The following is a 25,033-nucleotide window of genomic DNA, read 5'->3' as shown; positions in this document are numbered from 1 at the left end:
TCAGTTCGAGGGGGCGGGGGTGTCGGTGCCGCCCACCGCGTTGCTGTAGTCGTTGCGGATCCGGGACCGCTCGACGAAGCGGGTCGCGGACCAGCCGTAGGTGATCACTTCTTCGCTGGAGGGATACGACAACGGGTCGCCCTTCTTGTACAGCTGCTGGGTGACCACCAGATCGCCGCGGTCGATCTCGGCGTAGACAGGCGGCTCTTCGGCGGCGAAGACATTCTCGTACCTGCCGTTTTCCTCGCGGTACACATACGAGCCGACGCCGACGGCATCGCCGCAGGTCATCACGTTGACCACGACATCGTCCGAGGTGCCGCCGGTGAGATCCCCGTAGGACACGTCGACCGGATACTCGTCGCCGACGCACGGCTTCAGATCGTGCTTGACCGACGCGCTGACCTGCGGGTCGTCCTTGACGAGCTGGACCGCGTCCACCCGCTTGTCCGCCTTGCCGGGCGAGGCGGAGGCGGTGGGCGTGGTGGCGCCCTTGGCCACCGCCTCACTGCCCGCCGGACCCTCGTCGCGGGCGCCCGTACCGCCCGTGGCGCAGGCGGTCACGAAAAGGCTGAGGGCGGTGAGCACGGCCGCTGCCGTACTTCCCGCCTTCAGGACCTCACTGGCCCGGGTTCCTAGGCCGCGCAACGCTCCCGCTCCTCACTCGGTTCGAGCGCGCGGGCGCCGCGCTCCTCGTAGTCCCGGCTCTCCAGCTCCTCGCGGAGCCGGGCCAGCGCCCGGTGCAGCGTGCTCTTGACCGTTCCGGCCGACATGCCAAGCGCGGCGGCCGTCTCCTCCGTGGACATCTGCTCCCAGTGTCGCAGCACCACGACACTGCGCTGCTTGGGTGCGAGCACCTTCATGATGTCCATCAGGAGCGCGCGGTCCGCGTGCTGCTCGGTGGAGTCGTCGACGGACGCGTCCGGCAGCTGCTCCGTCGGGACCTCCTCCAGCTTCCGGGCCCGCCACCACTCGGTGCGCGTGTTGATCATCACGCGGCGCAGGTATGCGTCGGCCAGCCGCTTGTCCGCGATGCCGTCCCAGCGGCCGTACGTCCGTACGAGCGCGGTCTGCAGCAGGTCCTGGGCGTCGACCGGGTCGGGGACCAGGCGGCGGGCACTGCGCAGCAGCGCGTCCTGCCGAGTGCGGACGTACTCTTCGAATTCGAGCACCTCGCCGTGCGCCATGATCAACCGCCTCCATCCCCGTTTCCGACCTGCCTGCTGCCGGTTGTCCGTTGCCTCTGTGCCGCACTGTGTGCGGTACGCAAATGAAGCTACGGAGGTGTTGTCACGGGGTTGTCCGAGCCAGCCTGCGGCAAGCAATCGGCTGTCCGTCGGTTGTGTAACGGATGTAGGTGCTGGGTAAGGCGAGGCGGTTGTACGTCCTATTTGATCTGCATTTGCTCTGCGGATCGTCTCAACTGCTATGTCAGCGGCAGCTGATACAGACCGCCCGGGAGCGGTTCCACGAGTCCGTCGGCGACGAGACCGTCGAGCGCGCGGGCCCGTTGTACCGGTTCGTTCCATACGCGGTCCAGGGCGGCCTGGGGAACGGGCGTGACGGCCTCTCTGAGTACGGCGAGGAGTTTCCCGCGGACCTGCCGGTCCGTACCCGCGTACGTCTGTCCGCGCCTCGGCGGCCCGTCGTGCTCCGGCTTGCCCGCCAGCCGCCACGCGCACTGCGCGGCGATCGGGCAGCGGTCGCAGGTCTCGTTCTTCGCCGTGCAGACGAGCGCGCCGAGTTCCATGGACGCGGCGGCCCAGCGGGAGGCCGTGCGCTCGCTCTCGGGGAGCAGCGCGCGGGCGAGCTTGCGTTCGGCGGCGGTGGTGGCGTTCGGCGGGTACTGCACGCCGCTGACGGCGCGCGCGAAGACCCTTCTGACATTCGTGTCGAGCACGGCGTGCCGCTGCCCGTACGCGAACGACGCCACCGCCGCGGCCGTGTACTCCCCGATGCCGGGCAGCGCGAGCAACTGGGCGTGCTCGGTGGGTACGTCGCCGCCGTGTCGCTCCGTTATGGCCACCGCTGCGCCGTGCAGGCGCAGCGCGCGCCGCGGATAGCCGAGCCGGCCCCAGGCGCGGACGGCCTCGCCCGGGGCTTCCTTCGCCAGGTCGGCGGGACGGGGCCAGCGGGCCAGCCACTGTTCGTACACGGGCAGGACGCGGTTCACCGGGGTCTGCTGCAGCATGAACTCGCTGACCATCACTCCCCAGGGGCCGGCGTCCGGGCGCCGCCAGGGGAGGTCGCGGGCGTGCTCCTCGAACCAGGCGATGACGGGGGTGTGCAGGGGCTCGCCGGAGGCGTTTTGGGTGGGCTTGGTGGGTGCAGTCATGGCGTAGCCGATCCTGCCATGCGGGGGTTGGGGGTGCGCGTTCGACGCCGGGTGCGTACGGGGTGGTTTTTCGCCCTGCCGCCCTGCAAAGGGCGCGGGGAACTGCGCGACAAGCCCCCACTCACCGCACCCGAGGAACAACCCGGGAGTCTGGGGGCAGAGAGCCCCCAGGAATGGGACGGGTAGGGGTGGAGGGGGCGAACAACCGCCCGGCGCCGGGATGATGATCCGGAAAAGTTGAAGTCGGGGCGGCGGGTGGGGCAAGCGGCGGGGCGGATCTCTCGTACAGTTTGCGCCGTGGGATCTCTGCGCAATCCGGTCGGGCCGCTTCCCTCCACCATCTACTGGCGTCGGAGGGCCGTTCTGCTGTCTGTGGTCGCCCTGTTGGCGCTGCTCATCGTGTGGGTGGTCGGCTCCGGCGGCGGAGGCGGCAAGAACAGCGCCGACGGGTCCAACGGCAAGAATCCCGCGCCCTCGATCACTCCGGGTCCCTCCGGCTCCGGTCCCGCGATCAGCCAACACCCGGGCGGCCGCGACGAGTCGAGCGGCAGCGACAGCAGCGGTGGAAGCGGTGGAAGCGGGACCGGCGACGGGTCGGGGTCCGCATCCGGGGGCTCCAGCGGCAGCGGCGGCGCGTCCAGCGGCGGGTCCGACGACGGATCCAACGGCGCCGCAGGTGCGGGGGAGCAGCTTCCCGCCGGGTCCAGCGTCCCCAACTGCACCGCCGGCGCGGTCAAGTTGACCCTGCGCAGCGTGCACAACACGTACGCCCCCGGCGAGAAGCCCACGTTCGAGCTCATCGCCAAGAACTCCTCGGGCAGCTCCTGCAAGGTCGATCTCGGCCCGAAGAACGCCGTGCTGACGATCACTCAGGCAGGCAGCGACACCGACATCTGGTCCTCGGCCGACTGCCCGAAGAGCGCCGGCAGCCTCCTCTTCCGCGTACCGGCCGACGGGCAGGTGACCCACACGGTGGAGTGGGACCGCAAGGGCAGCGCCCCCGAGTGCGCCACGCCTCCGGCCGGTTCGGCGTCCGCCGGTACGTACTTGGTGGAGGCGAAGGCACCGGGGCTCACGAAGGCCCAGACGTCGTTCGTACTGTCGAAGGACTAGGGCCCAGCGGGTCCCCGGCCCTGGCAGCCGCGCCGGTGAGTCGCGAGCCGTGAGCCCGTGCGCGACGCCGGACGTCCGGCTCCAGCGCCAGCCCCGGCGCCGCAGCGCCGCGTCGGGACGCTGCCCCAGGTCGGCCGCGGAAACCGTAGACGCTAGACGTACCGCTCCAGAATCGAGGACTCCGCCAGCCGCGACAGCCCCTCACGGACACTGCGCGCCCGCGCCTCGCCCACCCCGTCGACCGTCTGCAGGTCGTCCACGCTCGCGGCGAGCAGCTTCTGCAGCCCGCCGAAGTGCTCCACGAGCCGGTCGATGATCGCGCCGGGCAGGCGGGGCACCTTGGCGAGGAGGCGGAAGCCACGCGGGGAGACGGCCGAGTCGAGGGCCTCGGGGGAGCCCGTGTAGCCCAAAGCCCGTGCCACGGTGGAGAGTTCGAGGAGCTCCGCGTGGCTGAGCGCGTCCAGTTCCGAGAGTGCCTCGTCGACCGTGCGGGAGCGCTTGGCGGTCGGCTCGGGCACGTAGTCACGGACCACGAGTTCCCGCTCGGGCTCGACGCCCGCGATCAACTCGTCCAGCTGGAGGGCGAGAAGACGCCCGTCGGTGCCCAGTTCCACCACGTACTCGGCGATCTCGGTGGCGATGCGCCGCACCATCTCCAGACGCTGGGCGACCGCCGAGACGTCCCGGACGGTGACCAGGTCCTCGATCTCCAGCGCCGACAACGTTCCCGCGACCTCGTCGAGGCGGAGCTTGTAGCGCTCCAGGGTCGCGAGTGCCTGGTTGGCGCGGGACAGGATCGCGGCGGAGTCCTCCAGGACGCGGCGCTGACCGTCCACGTACAGGGCGATCAGGCGCATCGACTGGGATACGGACACCACCGGGAAGCCGACCTGCTTGCTCACCCGGTCCGCGGTGCGGTGCCGCGTGCCCGTCTCCTCCGTCGGGATCGTCGGGTCGGGCACCAGCTGCACGCCCGCCCGAAGGATCTTGGTGATGTCCTTGTCGAGCACGATGCCGCCGTCGAGCTTGCACAGCTCACGCAGACGGGTTGCGGTGAACTCGACATCCAGGACGAATCCGCCCGTACACATCGCTTCGACGGTCTTGTCGGAGCCGAGCACGATGAGTCCGCCCGTGTTGCCGCGGAGAATCCGCTCAAGCCCGTCGCGCAGCGCCGTGCCGGGTGCCACGGCGCTCAGTGAGGCGCGCATCAGGCCATCGGCACCGGAGCTCCCACCGGATTTTCCGGGAGCTGCTGCCCGGTCGTTGGCTGCCACTGCACTCCTCCGGTCGCAGGTTTCCGGTCGCCCTCGGTTCGTACGGACGGGCGAGACCAGGGCAAAGTCTACCGGCGGTCCTCGGCCTCCCGTGGGGCCTCTCTGTGACGGGAGCGCGGAAGGACGCGCAGCGCGTCGCCCATGTCGGCGACTTCCAGGACCTTCATACCGGGAGGGATCTTGCCCGGGTCGGTCGGTACGAGGGCGTGCGTGAAGCCCAGGCGGTGCGCCTCGGCGAGCCGGCGCTGGACGCCCGTGACCCGTCTGACCTCGCCCGCGAGCCCCACTTCGCCGATCGCGACGAGGTTCTTGGGGAGCGGGGTGTCACTCGCCGCGGACGCGAGGGCGAGCGCGATCGCGAGGTCCGCCGCGGGCTCGGAGAGCTTCACGCCGCCGACCGTCGCGGAGTAGATGTCCCGCTTTCCGAGGGCGCTGATCCGGCCCCGCTGCTCCAGGACGGCGAGCATCATCGAGACGCGGGAGGTCTCCAGGCCGGAGGTGGTGCGGCGGGGGGAGGGGATCTGCGAGTCGACGGTGAGGGCCTGGACTTCGGCGACCAGCGGGCGGCGGCCTTCCAGCGTGACGGTCAGGCAGGTGCCGGGGACCGGCTCGGCACGGCGGGTCAGGAACAGGCCGCTCGGGTCGGCCAGGCCCGTGATGCCCTCGTCGTGCAGCTCGAAGCAGCCGACCTCGTCCGTCGTCCCGTACCGGTTCTTGACCCCTCGTACGAGCCTGAGGCGTGCGTGCCGGTCGCCCTCGAAGTGCAGGACGACGTCCACGAGGTGTTCGAGGAGCCGCGGGCCCGCGATCGCGCCGTCCTTTGTGACGTGGCCCACGAGGAGCGTGGACATGCCGCGCTCCTTGGAGGCGCGGATCAGGGCGCCCGCCACTTCGCGGACCTGCGCCATGCCGCCGGGCGCGCCGTCGATCTCCGGGGAGGCCACTGTCTGGACCGAGTCCAGGATCAGCAGGGACGGCTTCACCGCGTCCAAGTGGCCGAGGACGGCGGCCAGATCGGTCTCCGCGGCGAGGTAGAGGTGGTCGTCGATCGCCTTGATGCGGTCGGCTCGGAGCCGGACCTGGCTGGCGGACTCCTCACCCGTCACGTACAGCGTGCGGTGTTCGTCGCTCGCCGACTTCGCCGCCACGTCGAGGAGGAGCGTGGACTTGCCGACGCCCGGCTCGCCCGCGACCAGGACGACCGCGCCGGGGACCAGCCCGCCGCCCAGGACGCGGTCCAGCTCGGGCACGCCGGTCGTGCGCGCCGTGGCCTGGCGGCCGTCGACCTGGCCGATGGGCACCGCGGACGTGGTGACGCGGCCGGGCGTCGTCGTCCGCACCGCGGGCGCGCCGTACTCCTCGACCGTGCCCCATGCCTGGCACTCGGGGCAGCGGCCGAGCCACTTGGCCGTCTGCCAGCCGCACTCTGTGCAGCGGTAGGACGGTCGGTCCTTCGCGGTTTTCGTACGGGCAGCCATGCACGGAACCGTAGCCGAGGGCACTGACAGTGCGGGGCCGCCCTGTGGGGCCCGGGCCCGGGGGCTGTCGCTGCTGTGGGCATGCGCGCCGCCACGGACGGCACGCATGGGCGCTGCGGCGCCCCGTCGGCGTCAGGTTTCGAGATCCACCCGCAGCCCCGGTGACGGGACCAGTCCGGTCGGTCCGGTTCCGGATCAGCCCGTCACGGCCACCGCGACTGCGTCGTCCGCATCCGTCTTGGGCCGGCCGACCCCCGGCGGTGCTGTTTCACGACCCGGAACCGCAGATGCGTGACCTCGGGCGACTCGATCACCTGGAAGCGCTCCAACTCCTGCGGTGACGAAGCCGTCGAGGGACATGGAGATGGCGGATGCGATGTAGGTCATGCCATGAAGACTCCGGCGCGGGGCGGAACTCGTCGCGGCGGCGCCGGGCCTTCGGGAGGTCCCCGTGATGGTGTCCGGCAAGGCATCTGCCATGGTCTGCCATCGCCGCCCGTGAAGGCCTGGGCCATGGAATCGGAGGCTCCTGTCCCCTTATGAGGGATCGTTTCACCCGTACGGATTAAATGTGCTCAAGGGGGAGGAAGGGGCCACCCTGGGCGTCTACGGTCGCACAGGTGATGAGCAGCAGTACGGAGACCTCCACGCACACGACCGGCGCGCATCGGGCGCAGGGAGACGCGCGCAAGCGGGTGACCGCGCCTCGTGGCGCGCACACCCGCGCCATGGCTCAGCGCCCTCCCGCGCGCTACGAGCCCTATCTGGACGGCCTGTTCACCTACTGCCTGTCCGTGCTGTGCGACCACGACGCGGCCACCGCCGCCCTCGGGGAGGCCCTCGCGCTGGCCGAGCGACGGAGCCCGCGCGGCCCCGAGTCCGTGGACGTCCGCAGGGCCTGGCTGTACGCGCTCGCCCGGTGGTCCTGTCTGCGCAAACTCGCGGAGGCCCGGCGCAGGCACCAGGCGACGCACGCCTCCGGCCGGCGCGCGACCCGCAAACGCGACCCCAAAGGCGCCTCAAGAGGCGCTCACAGCGGCGCCGCCGACCGGCGCGCGGCCGAGGCGCCGAGCGCCCCCGTCTCCGCGGAAGCCCAGGCGCGGCACCAGCGCGAACTCGCCCTGCTGGCCTGGCCGGAGGCCGCCGGCACCACGCCCGAGCAGCGCGAAGCGCTCGAACTCGCCGTGCGCCATCAGCTCGCCGCCCACGAGGTCGCCGCCGTCCTCGGTATGGACCTCGCCCTCGCGCGCGAGCTGCTCGCCTCCGCCGCCTGCGAGGTCGAACGCACCGGTGCGGCGCTCGCCGTCGTCGAGACCGGCAGCTGCCCGAGCGTCGCCCGCCTCACCGGCGACAACCAGCTCGTCCTGAGCACCGCCCTGCGCCGCGAGCTGGTCCGGCACGTCGACGACTGCCCGCGTTGCCGCCGCACCGCCGAGCGGGCGGTCCCCGGGGCCTGGCCCGGCACCAGCGTCACGCCGGCCGCGCTCCCCGTCCTGGAGGCCCCGCGCGGCGCCCTGCACGCCGCGATGGCGCATGCCCCCCGCGCGCGGGGCAGCGCTCCACGCTTCGACCGGCGCGGCTTCCCGATGGACCCCAAGGACCACGCCGCGCGAAGGGACCGGCTCCGCGCGCGTGCCGTCACGACGACCGTCGTCGCCACGGTCGTCGCCGCACCCGTCCTCGCCCTCTGGGCGGCCTACCGCGGCGCACCCCTCACCAGCGAGGGCACCGACGGCCGTCCGGTCACCGCGAGCGAGGCGCGCAGTCCCGACGGCATCAACGGCGAGGAGGTGGGCGGCTACGAGAACGCCGGCAACGCCAGCACGAAACCCGACGCCCGCTTCACCAAGGGCAGCCGCTCGCCCGATGTCTCCGTGGAGGTCGTCAGCGCCCCCGGAAGCACCTCGGAACCGGGCGCCGGACACCTTTCCGTGGCGGCGGGCAACAGCGGCGACACGACCCTCGTCACGCTGACCGCGTCCGGCAGTTCACCCGTGCACTGGGCCGTGTACGCCGGAGCATCCTGGCTCTACCTGAGCCAGTCCTCGGGAACCCTCGAACCCGGCGAGTCGTTGACGATCAAGGTGTACGTCGATCATCTTCGCGAGCCGGTGGGCCACTGGAGCGCACGGCTGTCGATCGCACCGGCGGGCGCCATGGTCACGATCGACGGGTACGGGAACGCGGGCCCGTCCGCCCCGGGCAGCCACGACCCCGACCCGACGCCCAGCGACCCGACCCCCTCGGACCCCGGCCCGACGCCGAGCGACCCGACGCCGACGCCCAGCGATCCGACCCCGTCCGACCCCCAGCCCACCCCCACGGACTCGGCCCCCTCCGAACCGGGCGGTTCGACGCCACCGCCCAGCAACAGCGGCGACCCGAGCCCGTCCTCGTAGCGCCGACAAAGCGCCGACAAGCGCCGACAAGCGCCGAAAAATGGGGGACCGGGCAGCGCCGACCCATGGTGGACCGGGTGGCGCCGGAAGATGCGGGACCAGGAGAGGTCAGGCCACCGGATCCGCCGGATGCGGTGCCAGCAGCGGCAGCTGCGAGGCCAGCCGTTCCTCGCAGAGCTCGACCAGGCGGTCGTACCCCTCCTTGCCCATCAGCTCGATCAGCTCCGGGCGGTACGAGACGTACACCGGGTCGCCCGCGCCGTGCGCGGAGGTCGCCGACGTGCACCACCAGTGCAGGTCGTGGCCCCCGGGACCCCAGCCGCGGCGGTCGTACTCGCCGATGGAGACCTGGAGCACCCGGGTGTCGTCGGGCCGGTCGATCCACTCGTACGTCCGGCGCACGGGCAGCTGCCAGCAGACGTCCGGCTTGGTCTCCAGCGGCTCGCGGCCCTCCTTCAGGGCGAGGATGTGCAGCGAGCAGCCCGCGCCGCCGGCGAAGCCGGGACGGTTCTGGAAGATGCACGAGCCCTGGTACGGGCGAGTCTGGCGGTCGCCGTCCTCGTCCTCGGAGACCCAGCCGGTCGCCACGCCCACGTCATGGTGCTGCCAGATGTCCGGCGTGAGCCTCGCCACGTGCTCGGCCACTCGCTTCTCGTCGTCCTCGTCCGAGAAATGGGCGCCCAGCGTGCAGCAGCCGTCGTCGGCGCGGCCCGCCTGGATGCCCTGGCAGCCGCTTCCGAAGATGCAGTTCCAGCGAGAGGTCAGCCATGTCAGATCGCACCGGAAGACCTGCTCGTCATCGGCCGGATCCGGAAATTCCACCCATGCGCGAGCGAAGTCGAGTCCCTTCTCGTCGGACACGGAGGTCTTCTTCGGGGACTTCTTGGACTTGGGGGCCGTCGCCTGCGAAGAACCCTTGGCCGATTTGTCGGGCTTCGCCTTTTTCGTCTTTGGCACCCGTCCAGGGTAAGTCGCTTCAGCCCGCTCCGGGGACGGTCGATCGCCGTAAGCGCAGTAGCGTTCCGTATATGAGACTCGGTGTCCTCGACGTGGGTTCGAACACGGTGCACTTGCTGGTGGTGGACGCCCACCCCGGCGCACGCCCGCTTCCCGCGCATTCGCACAAGGCCGAATTGCGGCTTGCCCAACTTCTCGACGGGACGGGGGCGATCGGCCCCGAAGGCGTCGACAAACTGACCGCGACGGTCCAGGACGCGCTGGAGGCCGCCGAGGACAAGGGCGTCGAGGCCCTGCTGCCGTTCGCGACCTCCGCCGTGCGCGAGGCCAGCAACGCCGATGACGTACTGGCCCGGGTGCAGGCCGAGACCGGCGTCGAGCTCCAGGTCCTCACCGGCGCGGAGGAGGCCCGGCTCACATTCCTGGCCGCCCGCCGCTGGTTCGGCTGGTCCGCGGGCAAGCTGCTCGTCCTCGACATCGGCGGCGGTTCCCTGGAGATCGCGTACGGCATAGACGAGGAGCCGGACGCTGCCGTGTCGCTGCCGCTCGGAGCCGGACGACTCACCGCGGGCTGGCTCCCCACCGATCCGGCCGACCCTGCCGATGTCAAGGCGCTGCGCCGCCACGTGCGGGCGCAGATCGCCCGGACGGTCGGCGAGTTCAGCCGCTTCGGCGCACCCGACCACGTGGTCGCCACCTCCAAGACCTTCAAGGCGCTCGCCCGCATCGCCGGCGCCGCGCGCTCCACGGATGGCCTGTACGTCCAGCGCGAGCTCAAGCGCCGCTCCCTGGAGGACTGGGTCCCCCGCCTCACCTCGATGACCGCCGAGGAGCGCGCCGAACTCCCCGGCGTCTCCCCGGGCCGTTCCGGCCAACTCCTCGCCGGCGCCCTCGTGGCCGAGGGTGCGATGGACCTCTTCGGCGTGGAAAGCGTCGAGATCTGCCCGTGGGCGCTGCGGGAGGGCGTCATCCTGCGGCGCCTGGACCACATGGCATCGGAATAGGGCAGGGGGACACACCCGCGGCCCGAAGGGGCGGGGCTGCGACATCATGCGGCTCCGCCGCGCGGGCGCGACCAGCCACAGCAAGCCCGCAGCCGCCCCGCGGCGAATCCCGCCACGGCGAACAGGCGCTCCGGCCGGGGGGTCACCAGAACCCCCCGGCCAACGCCCACCACCCTCGGCAAACCGCCGGAGGCAACCCGTACTCTGTCCCTCGTGGCAGAACCAGTGGTGCGCATCCCGGATGCGAAGGTCGCGCTGTCCACGGCCTCCGTCTACCCGGAGTCGACGGCGACGGCCTTCGAGATCGCCGCGCGCCTCGGCTACGACGGTGTCGAGGTCATGGTGTGGACCGACCCGGTCAGCCAGGACATCGAGGCACTGCGCAGACTCAGCGACTACCACCAGATCCCGATCCTCGCCGTTCACGCCCCCTGCCTGCTCATCACCCAGCGCGTCTGGTCCACCGACCCGTGGGTCAAGCTCCAGCGCGCCCAGGCTGCGGCGGAGAAGCTCGGCGCGTCGACCGTGGTCGTCCACCCCCCGTTCCGCTGGCAGCGCCAGTACGCGCGCGACTTCGTCAGCGGCATCTGGCGGATGGCGAACGAGACGGACGTACGGTTCGCCGTCGAAAACATGTACCCCTGGCGCTACCGCGACCGCGAGATGCTCGCGTACGCCCCCGACTGGGACGTGACGAAGGACGACTACCGCCACTTCACGATCGACCTCAGCCACACCTCGACGGCCCGCACCGACGCCCTGCAGATGATCGACCGCATGGGCGACCGCCTCGGCCACGTCCACCTCGCCGACGGCAACGGGTCCAACAAGGACGAGCACCTGGTCCCGGGCCGCGGCACCCAGCCCTGCGCCGAGCTCCTGGAGCGCCTCGCGCACTCCGGCTTCGACGGCCATGTCGTCATCGAGGTCAACACCCGCCGCGCGATGTCGAGCGCCGAACGCGAGGCCGACCTGGCGGAGGCCCTGGCCTTCACCCGGCTCCACCTCGCCTCCGCGGTGAAGGTGCCCCGCCGGTGACGGACGCCGCACCCCGCAGAGGCCGGGGACGCCCCTCCCGTACGCAGACGGAGGCGGCCCCCGCCACCCGTGACCGCATCCTGGAGGCGGCCCGCGAGGAGTTCTCCGAGCGCGGATACGAGAAGACATCGGTCCGCGGCATCGCCAAGGCCGCCGGCGTGGACTCCGCGCTCGTGCACCACTACTTCGGCACCAAGGAGCAGGTCTTCGAGGCGGCCATCGAGGTGGCCTTCGCGCCCGCCCTGGACGCCCCGGCCGCGGTCGAGGAGGGTCCCCTCGAAGGTGTCGGCGAGCGTCTGACCCGTTTCATCTTCGGCATCTGGGAGAACCCGGCCACCCGTACGCCACTCCTCGCGATCGTCCGCTCCGCCGTGAACAACGAGGCCGCTGCCGCCGTCTTCCGCCGCCTCATCGCCACCCAGCTGCTGCGCCGCATCGCCGGGCAGCTCGACCTCCCGGACGCGGAGCTGCGCGCGGAGCTGGCCGCCGCCCAGCTCGTCGGGGTCGCGATGCTGCGGTACGTGATCAAGGTGGAGCCGCTGGCTTCGGCGGACCCGGAGCGGATCATCGGGCGGGTCGCACCGGTCGTACAGGGGCACCTGACGAACCCGTGAGCGATCGGGAGCACCGGCGGCGGACAGCTGCTTCACCGGAGGGCCGCTGACGAGGGCGTATGCCGTGAGACGGTAGCCGCTTGTCGAGACGTGCATCCCGCATTCCGGACGGCCTGTCCGGATCCTGGAGCACCGGCGTACGCTCGACATCAGCCATAACTCTCCTCATGCCTCCCCGAAGGAGCGAGCGACGATGCCCGAGCTGAGGTCCCGCACAGTCACCCACGGCCGCAACATGGCGGGCGCACGCGCCCTTATGCGCGCCTCCGGTGTACCGGGCGCGGACATCGGACGGAAGCCGATCATCGCGGTCGCCAACTCCTTCACGGAGTTCGTGCCGGGCCACACCCACCTGCAGCCGGTCGGCCGCATCGTCAGCGAGGCGATCACGGCGGCCGGGGGCATCGCGCGCGAGTTCAACACGATCGCCGTCGACGACGGCATCGCGATGGGCCACGGCGGCATGCTGTACTCCCTCCCCTCCCGCGACCTGATCGCGGACAGCGTGGAGTACATGGTCGAGGCGCACTGCGCAGACGCCCTGATCTGCATCTCCAACTGCGACAAGATCACCCCGGGCATGCTGATGGCGGCGCTCCGCCTGAACATCCCGACGGTCTTCGTCTCCGGCGGACCCATGGAGTCCGGCCGCGCCACCCTGGTCGACGGCACGGTCCGCACCCTCGACCTGGTCGACGCGATCTCCGACGCCGTGAACGACAAGATCTCGGACGAGGACATCCTCCGTATCGAGGAGAACGCCTGTCCGACCTGCGGCTCCTGCTCCGGCATGTTCACCGCCAACTCGATGAACTGCCTGACCGAGGCGATCGGCCTGTCCCTCCCGGGCAACGGCTCGGTCCTCGCCACGCACACGGCCCGCAAGGGTCTGTACGAGGACGCGGCCCGCACGGTCGTCGACATCACGCGCCGCTACTACGACCAGGACGACGAGTCGGTCCTGCCCCGCAACATCGCCACCTTCGAGGCCTTCGAGAACGCCATGGCCCTCGACATCGCGATGGGCGGCTCCACCAACACGATCCTGCACCTGCTGGCCGCCGCCCAGGAGGCGGGCGTCCCCTTCGGCCTGGAGGAGATCAACGAGGTCTCGCGCCGGGTGCCGTGCCTCGCCAAGGTCGCCCCGAACGTCGCCAAGGACCGCACGTACTACATGGAGGACGTGCACCGCGCGGGCGGCATCCCGGCCCTGCTGGGCGAGCTGCACCGCGCCGGCCTGCTGAACGAGGACGTGCACTCCGTCCACAGCCCGTCCCTCTCCGACTGGCTGAAGACGTGGGACGTGCGGGCGGGCTCCCCGTCCCCCGAGGCGATCGAGCTGTGGCATGCCGCCCCCGGCTGCGTCCGCTCCGCCGAGGCCTTCTCCCAGTCCGAGCGCTGGGAGGCCCTCGACGAGGACGCCGAGAACGGCTGCATCCGCTCCGCCGAGCACGCGTACTCCAAGGACGGCGGCCTGGCGGTCCTGAAGGGCAACCTGGCGGTCGACGGCTGCGTCGTGAAGACGGCCGGCGTCGACGAGTCGATCTGGACCTTCGAGGGCCCGGCGGTCGTCTGTGAGTCGCAGGAAGAAGCCGTCGAGAAGATCCTCAACAAGCAGGTCACGGACGGCGACGTCGTGGTCATCCGCTATGAGGGCCCCAAGGGCGGCCCGGGTATGCAGGAGATGCTCTACCCGACCTCCTTCCTCAAGGGCCGCGGCCTCGGCAAGACCTGCGCCCTGATCACCGACGGCCGCTTCTCCGGCGGCACGTCCGGCCTGTCCATCGGCCACGCCTCCCCCGAGGCGGCCTCCGGCGGCACCATCGCCCTGGTCCAGGACGGCGACCGCATCCGCATCGACATCCCCAACCGGTCGATCGAGCTGCTCGTGTCGGACGAGGAACTGGCCGCGCGCCGGGACGCCCTCAACGGCGTCTACGCCCCGGCCGACCGCGAGCGCAAGGTCTCGGCCGCGCTGCGCGCGTACGCCGCGATGGCCACGAGCGCGGACAAGGGCGCGGTGCGGGACGTGTCGAAGCTGGGCTGACGTCTTGGGTCGGGGGCCGCTCCTTCGGGAGCGGCCCCTTTCCGTTTTTCCGCCTCACCAGGCCGAGGGGTCGCGGGCGTCCACTGCGAAGAGGGTGCCGTCGGGGGCGGTTGAGTAGATCTTGTTGTTGGCGGGGACCGGGGCGGGGAAGGTGCTGACGAGCGAGCCCCGGTCGTTGCCGAGCCGTGGCTTCGTCTGCCCGAGCAGCGTGCCTCGATCGGCGTCGACGGCGAGGAGCCGACCGTCCACCGCGGTGAGGTAGAGCCGATGTCCGGCCACGACGGGAGCCGAGGCCTTGCTTACGGAGGTCTCCACGCGCCAGAGCTGGTTCGACGTCGTGGCGTTGACGGCCACCAGCGTGCCGTCGCCGCCCAGCAGATATGCCGTGTCCCCCCGTACGACGGTCTGCGTCGTCGGCAGTGGATGACGCAGTGCGACACGGTGAGCCGTGCGGCGCGCGATGTCGTATCGCACGATGGAGTCTGTGTACTGGTCGATTGTGGTCGAGGTGAACCAGACCGCTCCGTCCTGGGCGCCCACGAGGCTCAGCGCTCCGTCCAGGCGCTGCTGCCAGGACATGGCACCGGTCTGCGGGTCCACCGCGGCCACCCGTGTGTCGTTTCCGCTCGGCGTGACCGCGTAGGCGACCCCGTCTTCGTACGAGAGGAATTGAGGCAAGGCCTGCCCCGGGATCGCATGGCGCCACTTCTCCTCGCCCGTCGCGGCGTCCAGCGCGACGACCTTGGAGTCGGGTCCGGTGAGCAGGACGACGCCGCCGACGTGGGCGACCCGGCCGTCGTAGCGAGAGATGTCGCGACTCCAACGGGTCACGCCTGTCGCGGGGTTCAGCGCCGTCAGGCGCTTTCCGTTCCGACTCTCGACGTGCAGGAGTCCACCGGACAGTACCGGCGGGGGCGTGGAGTAGGAACTCGCCCGCCCTGTGTCGCTCCGGGACCACAGCACATGGCCGTCCGCCGGATCGACTGCGGCGGCCAGGACGCCGGGACGGACGCAGTACAACTTCCGGGACCCGTAAGTGCATTGCGGCAGCCCGTCGGCTTTGGCGCCGGAGGCGCGCAAGTCGGCATCCCACGGCTGGAAGCTGCTCTTCGCCTGCTTTGGGTCGTGCTTCTTCGGGGCCTGGGCGTCCGGGCCGCTGAGGAGAGTGACGGCGCCGACGGCTGCCACGAGCGCGGCAGCGGCGATGGCGGCGCGAAGTCGCCAACGTCGTTGCGCAGGTGCCTTTTTCGCAATCGAGTCGGGTCGGTCGCGCCTCGGCTCCGGGGTAATCCCCTTCCCGGACCGTGCCGACTCCCCGTTCCCGGTGCGCTGTTCGGGTATGAACGCCTGGGTGTCGTACGAGGCCGAAACCGACCGCAGTGCCGTCATCAGTTCGTCCGGCGTGGGCCGGTCCTCGGGCTCCTTGGCGAGACAGCGGGAGACGAGGTCGACCAAATCCTCGGGTACGCCTGTCAAGTCCGGCTCGTCGTGAACGACTTGATACGCGACGAGATACGGACTGTCGGAGTCGAAGGGTCCGCTCCCGGTGGCCGCGTGCACGATCACCGAGCCCAGAGCGAAGACGTCGGCGGCCGGACCGACCTGCCGTGGCCTGCGGAATTGTTCGGGAGCCATGAACGGCGGAGTGCCGATCAACTTGCCTGTCTCCGTACGCAATTCACTGTCGGAGGGCCGCGAGATACCGAAGTCGATGACTTTCGGCCCGTCGTCGGCCAGCAAAACGTTGCTGGGTTTGAGATCACGATGTACGACCCCGGCCCTGTGAATGTCGCGCAGGGCCTCGGCGAGGCCCGCCATGAGATGGCGCAGCCGCGCGGGCGGCAGCGCACCATTCCGCTTCACGTGCTCGGCGAGCGTCGGCCCGGGGATGAACAGTGTTGCCATCCACGGATGGGCGGCCTCGGGGTCGGCGTCCACGACGGGCGCGGTGAAGGCACCGCTCACGCGCCGGGCGGCCGCGACTTCCTGCCTGAACCGCCCCCGGAACTCGGGGTCTTGGGAAAACTCGGCGTGCACGACTTTGACGGCGAGCCGCAACCCGGAGGCGGACCGTGCCAGATGCACGATGCCCATGCCACCGGAGCCGAGTTCCGCCTCCAGCAGGTACTGCCCGGCGTAGCGCGGATGTTCCGCTTCCGGGTCCGTACCGGTGCTGCGCTGTGGCGGCATCACTCACCCCCGTGTGGTCCGTCCGCATACGCGACGCGCAGAGCCTAGTCGATGCTTCGTGCGAAACCTCGGCGGCTTGCTAGCCTCGGCGCTCAGCACGATTTTGGCGTGAACTATTCAACGGGGGAGGCCAGAATGGCCACGGAAGACATAGAGATCACGGGCGCCGGAGCGACGGCGGCTGCCGAGTCCCTGAGCGCCGAGGCGCTGCGCACGTACCCGATCGCGCCGGGGTACAACGTCAACGTCCGCAGCGGCCCGGGTACCCACTTCAGCATCGTCCGCATTCTGCCCGCGGGCTCGCGCGTCCCGATCTACTGCCAGTGCCCCGGAGAGACCGTCAGCGGTCCGTACGGGACGACAAAGATCTGGGACAACATCTCCAACGGGCAGTTCGTGTCGGACGCGTACGTACAAACGGGCAGCGATGGCTACGTTGCCCCGCGCTGCTCCTGAGGACGAGGGGAAAACGACAGCGAAGACCGGGTCCGGGAGACGGGGCATGCTCGTCGGAGGGCTCGTGACAACGCTCCTGGTGATGGCGGGGGCCGCGTCTCAGGCAGCAGCCGCCCCCCGGACCTACCCGATCGCGCTGGGCCACAGCGTCAACGTTCGGAGCGGCCCGGGCACGCACTACCGGGTCGTCCGCACGCTGCCGGCGGGTTCCAGCATTCCCATCCGCTGCCAGAACCCGGGGGAGACGGTCACTGGTCCGTACGGAACCTCTGACATCTGGGACAACATCGCCAACGCGCAGTTCGTGGCCGATGCGTACGTGAATACGGGCAGCGATGGCTATGTCGCGCCGCGCTGTGCGTGATCGACTCGCCATGGCCAAGGACCCCGCGACAGCCACCGGAGCGATAATCGTCGGGTGAGCGACGAGACCGAGAACGGAACCGGTACCCCCGCGGGGCCCCAGCCCGAGCCCCTGCGTTTCTTCGGGACGAGCTGGGTGGAGCACGACGGCGGCTACACGGGCCGCCGTATCGGCGTCGCCGTGGGCGCCCTGGCGGCGGCGGTGGCCGCCTGCTTCGTCCTCCGCTTCGCCTACCAGGGCCTGGCGATCGCGGATGTGGGCAAGCCCGTGACCGTCCTGGTCGTGGTCATGTTCGCGGTCTGCAGTGCCCTCGCGTTCCGGCACACCTGGGACGCGTTCGGCAAGCGCCCCGACCCTGACCGCCAGGCCTCCCTGCGCGGCCTCCTGGCCATCGGCTTCATCGGCTCCCTCCTCGCCTACTTCTTCCGCTCCCTCACCGAGGCCCCGGGCGAGAGAATCCACCGCGAGGAGTACGAGACGGCACGGGAGCAGTACGAGCGCCGCACCAAGCGCCGCACGGGCAACCCGTCCCGCAAGCGAGGCCGCCGCTCCTAGCCGGCAGTAGCCCGTCCGGCGTTCGAGGACGAGCGCGTCAGCGCAAAAGCGGGGGCCTGGGGGCGGCAGCCCAGGTACGGGACGGACAGGGGCGGAGGCGGCGAAACCCCCTACCCCCACCCCCGACCCACCCTCCACCATGACCGTATGACGACGCCCCCTCCCCAGCCCCCCACGCCCACCCGAGCCCACTCCTTCAACACCGCCGCAGCCCAATACGCCGCAAACCGCCCCTCCTACCCGCCCGCCCTCTTCGACGCGATCGAAGCCCTCGCGACCCGCCCCCTCACCGGCGCGAAGGTCATCGACGTAGGCGCAGGCACCGGCATCGCCACCGCACTCCTCCACGAAAGGGGCGCGGACGTCCTCGCCGTCGAACCCGGCGACGGCATGACCGCCGAATTCCGCCGCACCCTCCCCCACATCCCGATCGTCCGAGGCGATGGCAACGCCCTGCCCCTCGCCACCGCCTCCGCCGACTTCCTCACCTACGCCCAGTCCTGGCACTGGACCGACACGGCCCACTCCGTGCCGGAGGCCCTGCGCGTCCTGCGCCCGGGCGGCGCCCTCGCGCTCTGGTGGAACACCCACGCCCTGGACGTCCCGTGGATCGCCGAGGCCGCCGACCGCGCGGAGCGCTATCTCGGCATCGACCAGGTGGCCGAAAAGAGCGGCAGCGGCGCAAGGGCAGCGTCCACCCTCGCCGCCGATCCGAGCGGCCGACTCGCCTTCGACCGCCGCCAAGTCCGCTGGAGCCGCCGCGTCGCCGTGGACACGCACCTCGCCAACATCGGCAGCCACTCGCAGTTCCTGGTCCTCGGCGAGGAACGCACCGCGGAATTCCTCGCCGAGGAGAGGGGGCACCTCCTCCGGAGCTTCCCGGACGCAATCGTGGAGGAGACCTACGTCGTGGACCTGCTGGTGGCGACCTGTTCGTGATCCCGCCCGGCGGCCCATCCCTCCAGGGCCGCCGCACAGGCGTGGTCCACGTGCCGCAGCCCGCCCAACTCCAGCCGTACGTCCCGGTCGTGCGGCAACGCCTCCAAGGCGTCCAGCAGCTTGGGCAGCCGCAGGAAGGTCGCGTTGCCGACCACTCGTACGACCATTCCGGAGGCTCCCCGGTCCTCGGTCTCGATGTGCACATGGCTGATGTCCCACGCGGTCTTGGCCACGGCGAGCGCGAGCCCGACCAGCACGCCCTCGAACAGGTTCCCGGCCACGATGGCCACCGCCGTCACGGTGAGCACCACCAGTTCCCCCCGATGCGCCCGCCACAGCGGCCCCAACTCCCGTACCGGCACCAGCTTGCAGCCCGCGTGCACGAGCAGCCCCGCCAGCGCCGCCACCGGAATCAATCCGAGGACGCCGGGCACCAGGGCAGTGAAGACCAGCAGCCACACCCCGTGCAGCACGCGCGACACCTTCGTCCGCGCCCCGGCCTGCACATTCGCCGCACTCCGCACGATCACCGCGGTCATCGGCAGCGCCCCGAGCACCCCGCACACGGCATTCCCCGCGCCCTGCGCGATCAACTCCCGGTCGTAGTCGGTCCGCGGCCCCCGGTGCAGCCGGTCCACGGCCGCCGCGCTGAACAACGACTCGGCCGACGCGATCAGCGCGAACGCCAGCACCGTCCCGATCACGCCCACTTCCGTGAGCCGCCCCAAATCCCCCGCGGACGGCAGCCGTACGGCATCGAGCAGCCCGCGCACCTCGACCCGCCGCACGGACAGGTCGAACACCCCGGTCACGGCCGACGCGAGCGCCACCGCCAGCAGCGGTGCGGGCACCACACGCGCCCCCCGCCGCCAACGCGGCCACAGCACGAGTACGACCACGGTGGCACCGCCGAGCACCAGCGCCACCGGGTCGGCGGCGCCCGGCAGCGACACCAGCCCGACGATCTTCCCGAGCCCGCTCGCAGGCGCGGGCGCGTCGCCCATCGCGTACACCTGGCCCGCGATCAGCACGAGCCCGATCCCGGCGAGCATCCCTTGCACCACGGCCACGGACACGGCCCGGAACCACCGTCCCAGCCGCAGCACCCCGAGCCCGAGCTGCACCAGCCCGGCCGCGAGCACCAACACACCCAGCGCCCGCACGCCGTACGACTGCACCGCCTCGTACACGAGCACGGTCAGCCCGGCCGCGGGCCCGCTGACCTGCAGGCTGCTGCCGGGCAGTATCCCGGCGACCAGCCCGCCGACGATCCCGGTCACCAGCCCCAACTCGGCGGGCACACCGGAGGCCATGGCGACCCCCACGCACAGGGGCAGCGCGACGAGAAATACGACGAGGGACGCGAACAGATCCGCTTTACGCATGACAACGGCACCTCCCATGGGGAGCGGGAGATGCGTGGGTGCCGAGCCGGGGGAGGGCACGGCGGACGTACGACGCGACGCACAGACCCAACACGGGTGTTTGACCGCGCGCACTGAAATCCATTGTCGGTAACGGAAGTTGATCGCGCAGCCCTTCCGTGTAACCGCCGCGTGAAGACGGGAGTGCGCCACCCCGCTACGCGCCGGAGCGCCCCCTTCCGATCACGCCGACGCGCGCCTGCGCCGCCTGATGCGACGGGGCTTGACCAGTCCGCCCCGCAGGAGGAATATTCATCGCGTGATGATTATAAATGAGCGTCCACCCGACCCCGCGGGTTCACCCGACCCCGCGCAGTCGCCCGCCGTCCGTGCCGAATGCCTCACCGTCGTACGCGGCACACGCACCGTCCTGCGAGGCCTCGACTTCGCCGTACCGCGCGGCCAGATCACCGGCCTGCTCGGCCCCTCCGGCTGCGGCAAATCGACCCTGATGCGCTCGACAGTCGGCACCCAGGCCAAAGTCGCCGGCACACTCGAAGTCCTCGGTCACCCCGCCGGTCACGCGACCCTCCGCTCCCGCATCGGCTACGTCACCCAAGCCCCCTCCGTCTACGACGACCTGACCGTCCGCCAGAACCTCGACTACTTCGCCGCGATCCTCGACCCGGGCCGCGCCGCCGCCGAACGCCGCCATGCCAACGTCACCCAGGCCATCGCCGACGTCGACCTCGCTTCCCACGCCGACTCTCTTGCCGGCAACCTCTCCGGCGGCCAGCGCAGCCGCGTCTCCCTCGCGGTCGCCCTGCTCGGCACCCCGGAACTCCTGGTCCTCGACGAACCCACCGTCGGCCTCGACCCGGTCCTGCGCCGCGACCTGTGGAACCTCTTCCACGCCATCGCCGCTGAGCGGCAGGCGACTCTCCTGATCTCCTCCCACGTCATGGACGAGGCCGAGCGCTGCCACCGCCTCCTCCTGATGCGCGAGGGCGAGATCCTCGCCGACGACACCCCCGACGCCCTGCGGGACAGCACCGGCTCCGACACCGTCGAAGCCGCCTTCCTCCACCTGGTCGACGAGGCGATCGCGGCGGGCAACCGGTCCGCGGCGGGCAACGCGGCCGACACCGGCTCAACGTCCGGTGAGCACCCCCGCAAGGAGACCGTCCGATGAGCACCACCGCATCCACGAGCGTCAGCACAGGCAGGCCCGCGACCCCGACGCCACGCCCGAGCGCCCTCAACCTCTCCCGCACCACCGCCACCGCGACTCGCGTGCTGCGCCAACTCCGCCACGACCCGCGCACCATCGCGCTGATGATCCTCATCCCGTGCGTGATGCTCGTACTGCTCCGCTACGTGTTCGACGGCAGCCCGCGCACCTTCGACTCCATCGGCGCCTCCCTCCTCGGGATCTTCCCGCTCATCACGATGTTTCTGGTGACCTCGATCGCCACCCTCCGCGAGCGCACCTCGGGCACCCTCGAACGCCTCCTCGCCATGCCCCTCGGCAAGGGCGACCTGATCGCCGGCTATGCCTTGGCCTTCGGCGCCCTGGCCATCGTCCAGTCGGCCCTGGCCACCGGCCTGGCGGTCTGGTTCCTGGGCCTGGACGTGGTCGGCTCCCCCTGGCTGCTCCTGCTCGTCGCCCTGCTCGACGCGCTTCTCGGCACCGCCCTCGGCCTCTTCGTCTCGGCCTTCGCCGCCTCCGAATTCCAGGCGGTCCAATTCATGCCGGCCGTGATCTTCCCCCAACTCCTCCTCTGCGGCCTCTTCACCCCCCGCTCCAACATGCACCCCGCCCTCGAAGCGATCTCCGACGTCCTCCCCATGTCCTACGCCGTCGACGGCATGAACGAAGTCCTCAAACACACCGACATGACAGCCAACTTCGTCCGCGACGCACTGATCGTGGCGGGCTGCGCCCTACTCGTACTGACCTTGGGCGCAGCAACACTGAGGCGCCGAACGGCATGACGCAGCCGACGCCCGTAGCCCCAGCTGCGGGCAGTCGTGTCGCTGGAGCGCCTGCCCCCCGGCATCGGCACGGTGCTGTCGCCGTGATTGCTCTGGCTGCGGGCATGCGTGCCGCTGGCGGCGGCACGGCTGGGCGCACCGGCACCCTGCAAGCGCCGGTAAGCGAACGCACACCGCCCCCAGCCCCGACCCTGGGCAACTGGACAACCGGCGTCCCGCCCAACGGACACCCCCACCCAACCAGCACCCCCGGTGCGAGGATGGACCCCGGACGACGCACCCCCCGGAGGGCACCGCACCATGACCCAGAAAGTCGCAGTCCTAGGCACCGGCAAGATCGGCGAAGCGCTGCTCAGCGGAATGATCCGAGCCGGCTGGGCCCCCACCGACCTCCTGGTCACCGCCCGCCGCCCCGAGCGAGCCAAAGAACTCCACGAACGCTACGGAGTCATCCCGGTCACCAACCCGGAGGCAGCGAAGACCGCCGACACCCTGATCCTCACGGTCAAGCCGCAGGACATGGGAACCCTCCTCGACGAACTCGCCCCGCACATCCCCGCCGACCGCCTGGTCATCAGCGGTGCGGCAGGCATCCCCACCTCCTTCTTCGAGGAGCGCCTGGCCACAGGCACCCCAGTCGTCCGTGTCATGACGAACACCCCCGCCCTCGTCGACGAGGCCATGTCCGTCATCTCCGCCGGCAGCCACGCCACCGCCGAGCACCTCGCGCACGCCGAGGAGATCTTCGGCGCCGTCGGCAAGACGCTCCGCGTCCCCGAGTCCCAGCAGGACGCCTGCACCGCCCTCTCCGGATCGGGACCGGCGTACTTCTTCTACTTGGTCGAGGCCATGACGGACGCGGGCATCCTGCTCGGCCTGCCCCGCGACAAGGCGCACGACCTGATCGTCCAGTCCGCGATCGGCGCCGCCGTGATGCTCCGCGACAGCGGGGAGCACCCCGTGAAGCTCCGCGAGAACGTCACGTCCCCCGCGGGCACCACGATCAACGCGATCCGCGAACTGGAGAACCACGGGGTGCGTGCCGCGCTCATCGCCGCGCTGGAGGCGGCCCGTGACCGCAGCCGCCAGCTCGCCTCCGGCAACAGCTGACCCGTACCCGGCGCTGGGCTCGCCCTTGCCCGGCGCCGGGGCCAGGCCCCGCTCAACACGGCCCCCGGCGCTGCAGGGTGTGCCCGCCCTCCCTCCAGCTCTCAACTTCATTCGAGCAGGAGGGACCCCCATCGCCCTGCGGGACGATGGCCCACAGTGGTAACAGCGGTGGCCCAGCGCAGCAGCCGTAGCAGCGTGACGGCGGTCAGCTACTCCGTCGCCGGCAGCAAGCCGATTGCCGTGTATGCCGCGTCCACCCTTGGCCTGGCCATCTCCCTGGCCTTCTCCGCACCGTCTCGCAACACCCCCTCCACGTAAGCAGGATCCGCGCACAACTGCTTGTGCCTTTCCTGTACGGGCCTGAGGAGCTCGACCACGGCCTCTGCGGTGTCCTTCTTCAAAGCGCCGTACGACTCATATACACCGCTCAAGGCTTCGGGGTTCCTACCCTCGCAGGCAGCGAGAATCTCCAGCAGATTCGAGACCCCAGGCCGCCCCTCCCGGTCGTACTCGACATCCCGCCCGCTGTCCGTCATGGCCCGCATGATCTTCTTCCGCACGACATCCGGCTCGTCGAGCAGATAGACGACTCCGGGTCCGACGTCGTCGCTCTTCCCCATCTTCGACGTCGGCTCCTGCAGATTCATGACCCGCGCAGCCACCTCCGGACGCGTGGCCCGAGGCACCACGAACGTGTGCCCATAACGCTGGTTGAACCGCACCGCCAGATCCCGGGTCAGCTCGACATGCTGCGTCTGATCGTCACCGACCGGCACCTCATCGGTCCCGTACGCCAGGATGTCCGCCGCCATGAGCACCGGATAGGTCAGCAGCGACAGCCGCACACTGCCGCCCCGATCCCGCTCGCGCGCGGCCTTCTCCTTGTACTGGATCATCCGCCGCATCTCGCCGTCGGTCGCGACGCACTCCAGCAGATAGGACAGCCGCGCGTGCTCGTCCACATGACTCTGTACGAACACGGTGCACAGCTGCGGATCGAGCCCGGACGCAAGCAACAGCGTCGCCGCCTGCCTACTGAGCCTGCGCACCCGCCCGGGATCGTGGTCCACCGTCAGCGCGTGCAGATCGACGATGCAGAACAGGGCGTCGGCCCGGTGCTGATCGACGTCTGCCCACCGCCGCACGGCCCCCAGGTAGTTCCCCAGCGTCAGATGCCCGGTCGGCTTGACCCCACTGAAGATCCGCGTCATCTCTCCACCTCCTGGTCGAGGCCGCCGCGCCCGCCGGCCGGCTCTCCAGGAGGGAGACACAGAAACGGCCGCCGAGGCGGCGGCCGTTGAGTACATACGTGAGTACGGCCGCCGTCAGGCGGCCCACCACTGCTGGGCGCACGTATGCGTAGTCATGGATGCGAGGGTACGCCGCCGGGACGGCTCCCGGAGTGAAGTTGACACACCCCTGCCCGCTACGTAATGTTCTCCGAGCTGTCCGACGTGAGCGTCGACTCCGGTCGGTCCCCGGACAGCCATTCCGCAACAAGCACTCAACGAACGACGATCCGTCGTCGGTTCGTTTTCATGCGTGTTTGCGAAATGAGGAATCCGCGTTCGAAAGGACGCCACCCCGATTAGCTCGGGAGCCAGGAATCCGCTAAAGTCTCACTCGTCGGAACGGCCCAACAGCTGCGAAGACAAGCCCCGCTGACTGGGAGTCAGGCCCGAAAGGATCTGATAGAGTCGGAACCGCCGGAAAGGGAAACGCGGAAGCGGAAACCTGGAAAGCACCGAGGAAATCGGACCGGAAAACGATCTGATAGAGTCGGAAACGCAAGACCGAA

At 70.6% G+C, this 25,033-nt stretch carries 22 protein-coding genes; 13 read left to right on the top strand and 9 right to left on the bottom strand.

All coding sequences use genetic code 11. From position 1 onward, the window contains the following. The 3 genes from ACZ4RZ_RS34795 to ACZ4RZ_RS34785 form a co-directional block, all read right to left on the bottom strand. Positions 1 to 648, bottom strand: coding sequence for a hypothetical protein (locus ACZ4RZ_RS34795; protein ID WP_467750794.1), 648 nt, complete (start codon positions 646 to 648; stop codon positions 1 to 3). Then, entirely contained in the window at positions 636 to 1,187 is a 552-nt protein-coding gene (locus tag ACZ4RZ_RS34790; protein ID WP_369248271.1) for a SigE family RNA polymerase sigma factor, read from the bottom strand. Before ACZ4RZ_RS34790 ends, ACZ4RZ_RS34795 begins: the two co-directional genes overlap by 13 nt. Positions 1,188 to 1,426: 239 nt before the next feature. Beyond that, entirely contained in the window at positions 1,427 to 2,335 is a 909-nt protein-coding gene (locus tag ACZ4RZ_RS34785) for an HhH-GPD family protein (RefSeq protein WP_467750793.1), read from the bottom strand. A gap of 297 nt (positions 2,336 to 2,632) precedes the next feature. Here ACZ4RZ_RS34785 and ACZ4RZ_RS34780 point away from each other — a divergent pair, with 297 nt between their 5' ends. Further along, entirely contained in the window at positions 2,633 to 3,448 is an 816-nt protein-coding gene (locus ACZ4RZ_RS34780; protein WP_467750792.1) for a hypothetical protein, read from the top strand. Positions 3,449 to 3,600: 152 nt separating this feature from the next. Here ACZ4RZ_RS34780 and disA read toward each other — a convergent pair whose 3' ends face one another. Next, on the bottom strand, positions 3,601 to 4,725 hold the full coding sequence (gene disA / locus ACZ4RZ_RS34775; RefSeq protein ID WP_467750791.1) for a DNA integrity scanning diadenylate cyclase DisA: 1,125 nt from the start codon (positions 4,723 to 4,725) through the stop codon (positions 3,601 to 3,603). Positions 4,726 to 4,793: 68 nt separating this feature from the next. Continuing rightward, complete coding sequence (gene radA, locus ACZ4RZ_RS34770; protein ID WP_467750789.1) at positions 4,794 to 6,203, bottom strand: DNA repair protein RadA; 1,410 nt, start codon at positions 6,201 to 6,203, stop codon at positions 4,794 to 4,796. A 623-nt stretch (positions 6,204 to 6,826) separates the two neighbouring features. On the opposite strand from radA, the gene ACZ4RZ_RS34765 reads away from it, so the two are divergent. Further along, positions 6,827 to 8,602, top strand: coding sequence for a BACON domain-containing protein (locus ACZ4RZ_RS34765; RefSeq protein ID WP_467750787.1), 1,776 nt, complete (start codon positions 6,827 to 6,829; stop codon positions 8,600 to 8,602). 108 nt (positions 8,603 to 8,710) lie between these two features. Here ACZ4RZ_RS34765 and ACZ4RZ_RS34760 read toward each other — a convergent pair whose 3' ends face one another. Further along, positions 8,711 to 9,559, bottom strand: coding sequence for a DUF3109 family protein (locus ACZ4RZ_RS34760; RefSeq protein WP_467750786.1), 849 nt, complete (start codon positions 9,557 to 9,559; stop codon positions 8,711 to 8,713). Positions 9,560 to 9,630: 71 nt separating this feature from the next. On the opposite strand from ACZ4RZ_RS34760, the gene ACZ4RZ_RS34755 reads away from it, so the two are divergent. From ACZ4RZ_RS34755 to ilvD, 4 genes are all read left to right on the top strand, one after another. Continuing rightward, the gene (locus ACZ4RZ_RS34755; protein WP_467750785.1) at positions 9,631 to 10,563 is read left to right on the top strand and encodes a Ppx/GppA family phosphatase; all 933 of its coding nucleotides are present in this window, start codon (positions 9,631 to 9,633) and stop codon (positions 10,561 to 10,563) included. A gap of 213 nt (positions 10,564 to 10,776) precedes the next feature. After that, positions 10,777 to 11,601, top strand: coding sequence for a sugar phosphate isomerase/epimerase family protein (locus ACZ4RZ_RS34750; RefSeq protein WP_467750783.1), 825 nt, complete (start codon positions 10,777 to 10,779; stop codon positions 11,599 to 11,601). After that, positions 11,598 to 12,215: a TetR/AcrR family transcriptional regulator gene (locus ACZ4RZ_RS34745; RefSeq protein ID WP_467750781.1), complete on the top strand. Its 618-nt coding sequence runs from the start codon at positions 11,598 to 11,600 to the stop codon at positions 12,213 to 12,215. The genes ACZ4RZ_RS34750 and ACZ4RZ_RS34745 overlap by 4 nt, the downstream gene beginning before the upstream one ends. Positions 12,216 to 12,408: 193 nt before the next feature. After that, positions 12,409 to 14,262 (top strand): dihydroxy-acid dehydratase, encoded by a 1,854-nt coding sequence (ilvD, locus tag ACZ4RZ_RS34740; protein ID WP_467750780.1) that lies wholly within the window; start codon positions 12,409 to 12,411, stop codon positions 14,260 to 14,262. A gap of 54 nt (positions 14,263 to 14,316) precedes the next feature. Here the strand turns inward: ilvD and ACZ4RZ_RS34735 are convergent, their stop codons facing one another. Next, complete coding sequence (locus ACZ4RZ_RS34735) at positions 14,317 to 16,452, bottom strand: protein kinase domain-containing protein (RefSeq protein ID WP_467750779.1); 2,136 nt, start codon at positions 16,450 to 16,452, stop codon at positions 14,317 to 14,319. 135 nt (positions 16,453 to 16,587) lie between these two features. On the opposite strand from ACZ4RZ_RS34735, the gene ACZ4RZ_RS34730 reads away from it, so the two are divergent. The 4 genes from ACZ4RZ_RS34730 (at position 16,588) to ACZ4RZ_RS34715 (ending at position 18,766) form a co-directional block, all read left to right on the top strand. After that, positions 16,588 to 16,908, top strand: coding sequence for a peptidase (locus tag ACZ4RZ_RS34730; RefSeq protein WP_467750778.1), 321 nt, complete (start codon positions 16,588 to 16,590; stop codon positions 16,906 to 16,908). An 82-nt stretch (positions 16,909 to 16,990) separates the two neighbouring features. Continuing rightward, a complete protein-coding gene (locus ACZ4RZ_RS34725; RefSeq protein WP_467750950.1) occupies positions 16,991 to 17,272 on the top strand; it encodes a peptidase in 282 nt (93 codons plus the stop codon). Between the two features lie 54 nt (positions 17,273 to 17,326). Continuing rightward, positions 17,327 to 17,827 carry an EamA/RhaT family transporter gene (locus ACZ4RZ_RS34720; RefSeq protein ID WP_467750777.1) on the top strand — a complete coding sequence of 167 codons (501 nt, stop codon included), beginning with the start codon at positions 17,327 to 17,329 and terminating at the stop codon, positions 17,825 to 17,827. A 147-nt stretch (positions 17,828 to 17,974) separates the two neighbouring features. Continuing rightward, positions 17,975 to 18,766 (top strand): class I SAM-dependent methyltransferase, encoded by a 792-nt coding sequence (locus tag ACZ4RZ_RS34715; protein ID WP_467750775.1) that lies wholly within the window; start codon positions 17,975 to 17,977, stop codon positions 18,764 to 18,766. Here ACZ4RZ_RS34715 and ACZ4RZ_RS34710 read toward each other — a convergent pair. After that, complete coding sequence (locus tag ACZ4RZ_RS34710) at positions 18,730 to 20,151, bottom strand: SulP family inorganic anion transporter (RefSeq protein ID WP_467750773.1); 1,422 nt, start codon at positions 20,149 to 20,151, stop codon at positions 18,730 to 18,732. The genes ACZ4RZ_RS34715 and ACZ4RZ_RS34710 overlap by 37 nt on opposite strands. Positions 20,152 to 20,401: 250 nt before the next feature. Here ACZ4RZ_RS34710 and ACZ4RZ_RS34705 point away from each other — a divergent pair, with 250 nt between their 5' ends. From ACZ4RZ_RS34705 to proC, 3 genes are all read left to right on the top strand, one after another. Continuing rightward, positions 20,402 to 21,322: an ABC transporter ATP-binding protein gene (locus ACZ4RZ_RS34705; protein WP_467750771.1), complete on the top strand. Its 921-nt coding sequence runs from the start codon at positions 20,402 to 20,404 to the stop codon at positions 21,320 to 21,322. Next, positions 21,319 to 22,125, top strand: a complete 807-nt coding sequence (locus ACZ4RZ_RS34700) for an ABC transporter permease (protein ID WP_467750770.1) — start codon at positions 21,319 to 21,321, stop codon at positions 22,123 to 22,125. Before ACZ4RZ_RS34705 ends, ACZ4RZ_RS34700 begins: the two co-directional genes overlap by 4 nt. A 300-nt stretch (positions 22,126 to 22,425) precedes the next feature. After that, positions 22,426 to 23,235, top strand: a complete 810-nt coding sequence (gene proC, locus ACZ4RZ_RS34695) for a pyrroline-5-carboxylate reductase (protein ID WP_467750768.1) — start codon at positions 22,426 to 22,428, stop codon at positions 23,233 to 23,235. A 209-nt stretch (positions 23,236 to 23,444) separates the two neighbouring features. Here the strand turns inward: proC and trpS are convergent, their stop codons facing one another. Then, positions 23,445 to 24,446: a tryptophan--tRNA ligase gene (gene trpS / locus ACZ4RZ_RS34690; RefSeq protein WP_467750767.1), complete on the bottom strand. Its 1,002-nt coding sequence runs from the start codon at positions 24,444 to 24,446 to the stop codon at positions 23,445 to 23,447. Positions 24,447 to 25,033: the final 587 nt, after the last annotated feature.

The sequence above is a fragment of the Streptomyces sp. NPDC027189 genome, assembly GCF_055566975.1.
The sequence above is the reverse complement of the archived record's forward strand: the minus strand, read 5'-3'. Positions and strand labels throughout refer to the sequence as shown.

What these genes read in the sequence shown, in the direction of transcription:
- ACZ4RZ_RS34790 (WP_369248271.1), bottom strand. Translation starts at nt 1,187, where the DNA reads ATGGCGCACGGCGAGGTGCTCGAATTCGAAGAGTACGTCCGCACTCGG.
- ACZ4RZ_RS34785 (WP_467750793.1), bottom strand. Translation starts at nt 2,335, where the DNA reads ATGACTGCACCCACCAAGCCCACCCAAAACGCCTCCGGCGAGCCCCTG.
- radA (WP_467750789.1), bottom strand. Translation starts at nt 6,203, where the DNA reads ATGGCTGCCCGTACGAAAACCGCGAAGGACCGACCGTCCTACCGCTGC.
- ACZ4RZ_RS34765 (WP_467750787.1), top strand. Translation starts at nt 6,827, where the DNA reads ATGAGCAGCAGTACGGAGACCTCCACGCACACGACCGGCGCGCATCGG.
- ACZ4RZ_RS34755 (WP_467750785.1), top strand. Translation starts at nt 9,631, where the DNA reads ATGAGACTCGGTGTCCTCGACGTGGGTTCGAACACGGTGCACTTGCTG.
- ilvD (WP_467750780.1), top strand. Translation starts at nt 12,409, where the DNA reads ATGCCCGAGCTGAGGTCCCGCACAGTCACCCACGGCCGCAACATGGCG.
- ACZ4RZ_RS34735 (WP_467750779.1), bottom strand. Translation starts at nt 16,452, where the DNA reads ATGCCGCCACAGCGCAGCACCGGTACGGACCCGGAAGCGGAACATCCG.
- ACZ4RZ_RS34730 (WP_467750778.1), top strand. Translation starts at nt 16,588, where the DNA reads ATGGCCACGGAAGACATAGAGATCACGGGCGCCGGAGCGACGGCGGCT.
- ACZ4RZ_RS34725 (WP_467750950.1), top strand. Translation starts at nt 16,991, where the DNA reads ATGGCGGGGGCCGCGTCTCAGGCAGCAGCCGCCCCCCGGACCTACCCG.
- ACZ4RZ_RS34715 (WP_467750775.1), top strand. Translation starts at nt 17,975, where the DNA reads ATGACGACGCCCCCTCCCCAGCCCCCCACGCCCACCCGAGCCCACTCC.
- ACZ4RZ_RS34710 (WP_467750773.1), bottom strand. Translation starts at nt 20,151, where the DNA reads ATGCGTAAAGCGGATCTGTTCGCGTCCCTCGTCGTATTTCTCGTCGCG.
- ACZ4RZ_RS34705 (WP_467750771.1), top strand. Translation starts at nt 20,402, where the DNA reads ATGCGACGGGGCTTGACCAGTCCGCCCCGCAGGAGGAATATTCATCGC.
- ACZ4RZ_RS34700 (WP_467750770.1), top strand. Translation starts at nt 21,319, where the DNA reads ATGAGCACCACCGCATCCACGAGCGTCAGCACAGGCAGGCCCGCGACC.
- proC (WP_467750768.1), top strand. Translation starts at nt 22,426, where the DNA reads ATGACCCAGAAAGTCGCAGTCCTAGGCACCGGCAAGATCGGCGAAGCG.
- trpS (WP_467750767.1), bottom strand. Translation starts at nt 24,446, where the DNA reads ATGACGCGGATCTTCAGTGGGGTCAAGCCGACCGGGCATCTGACGCTG.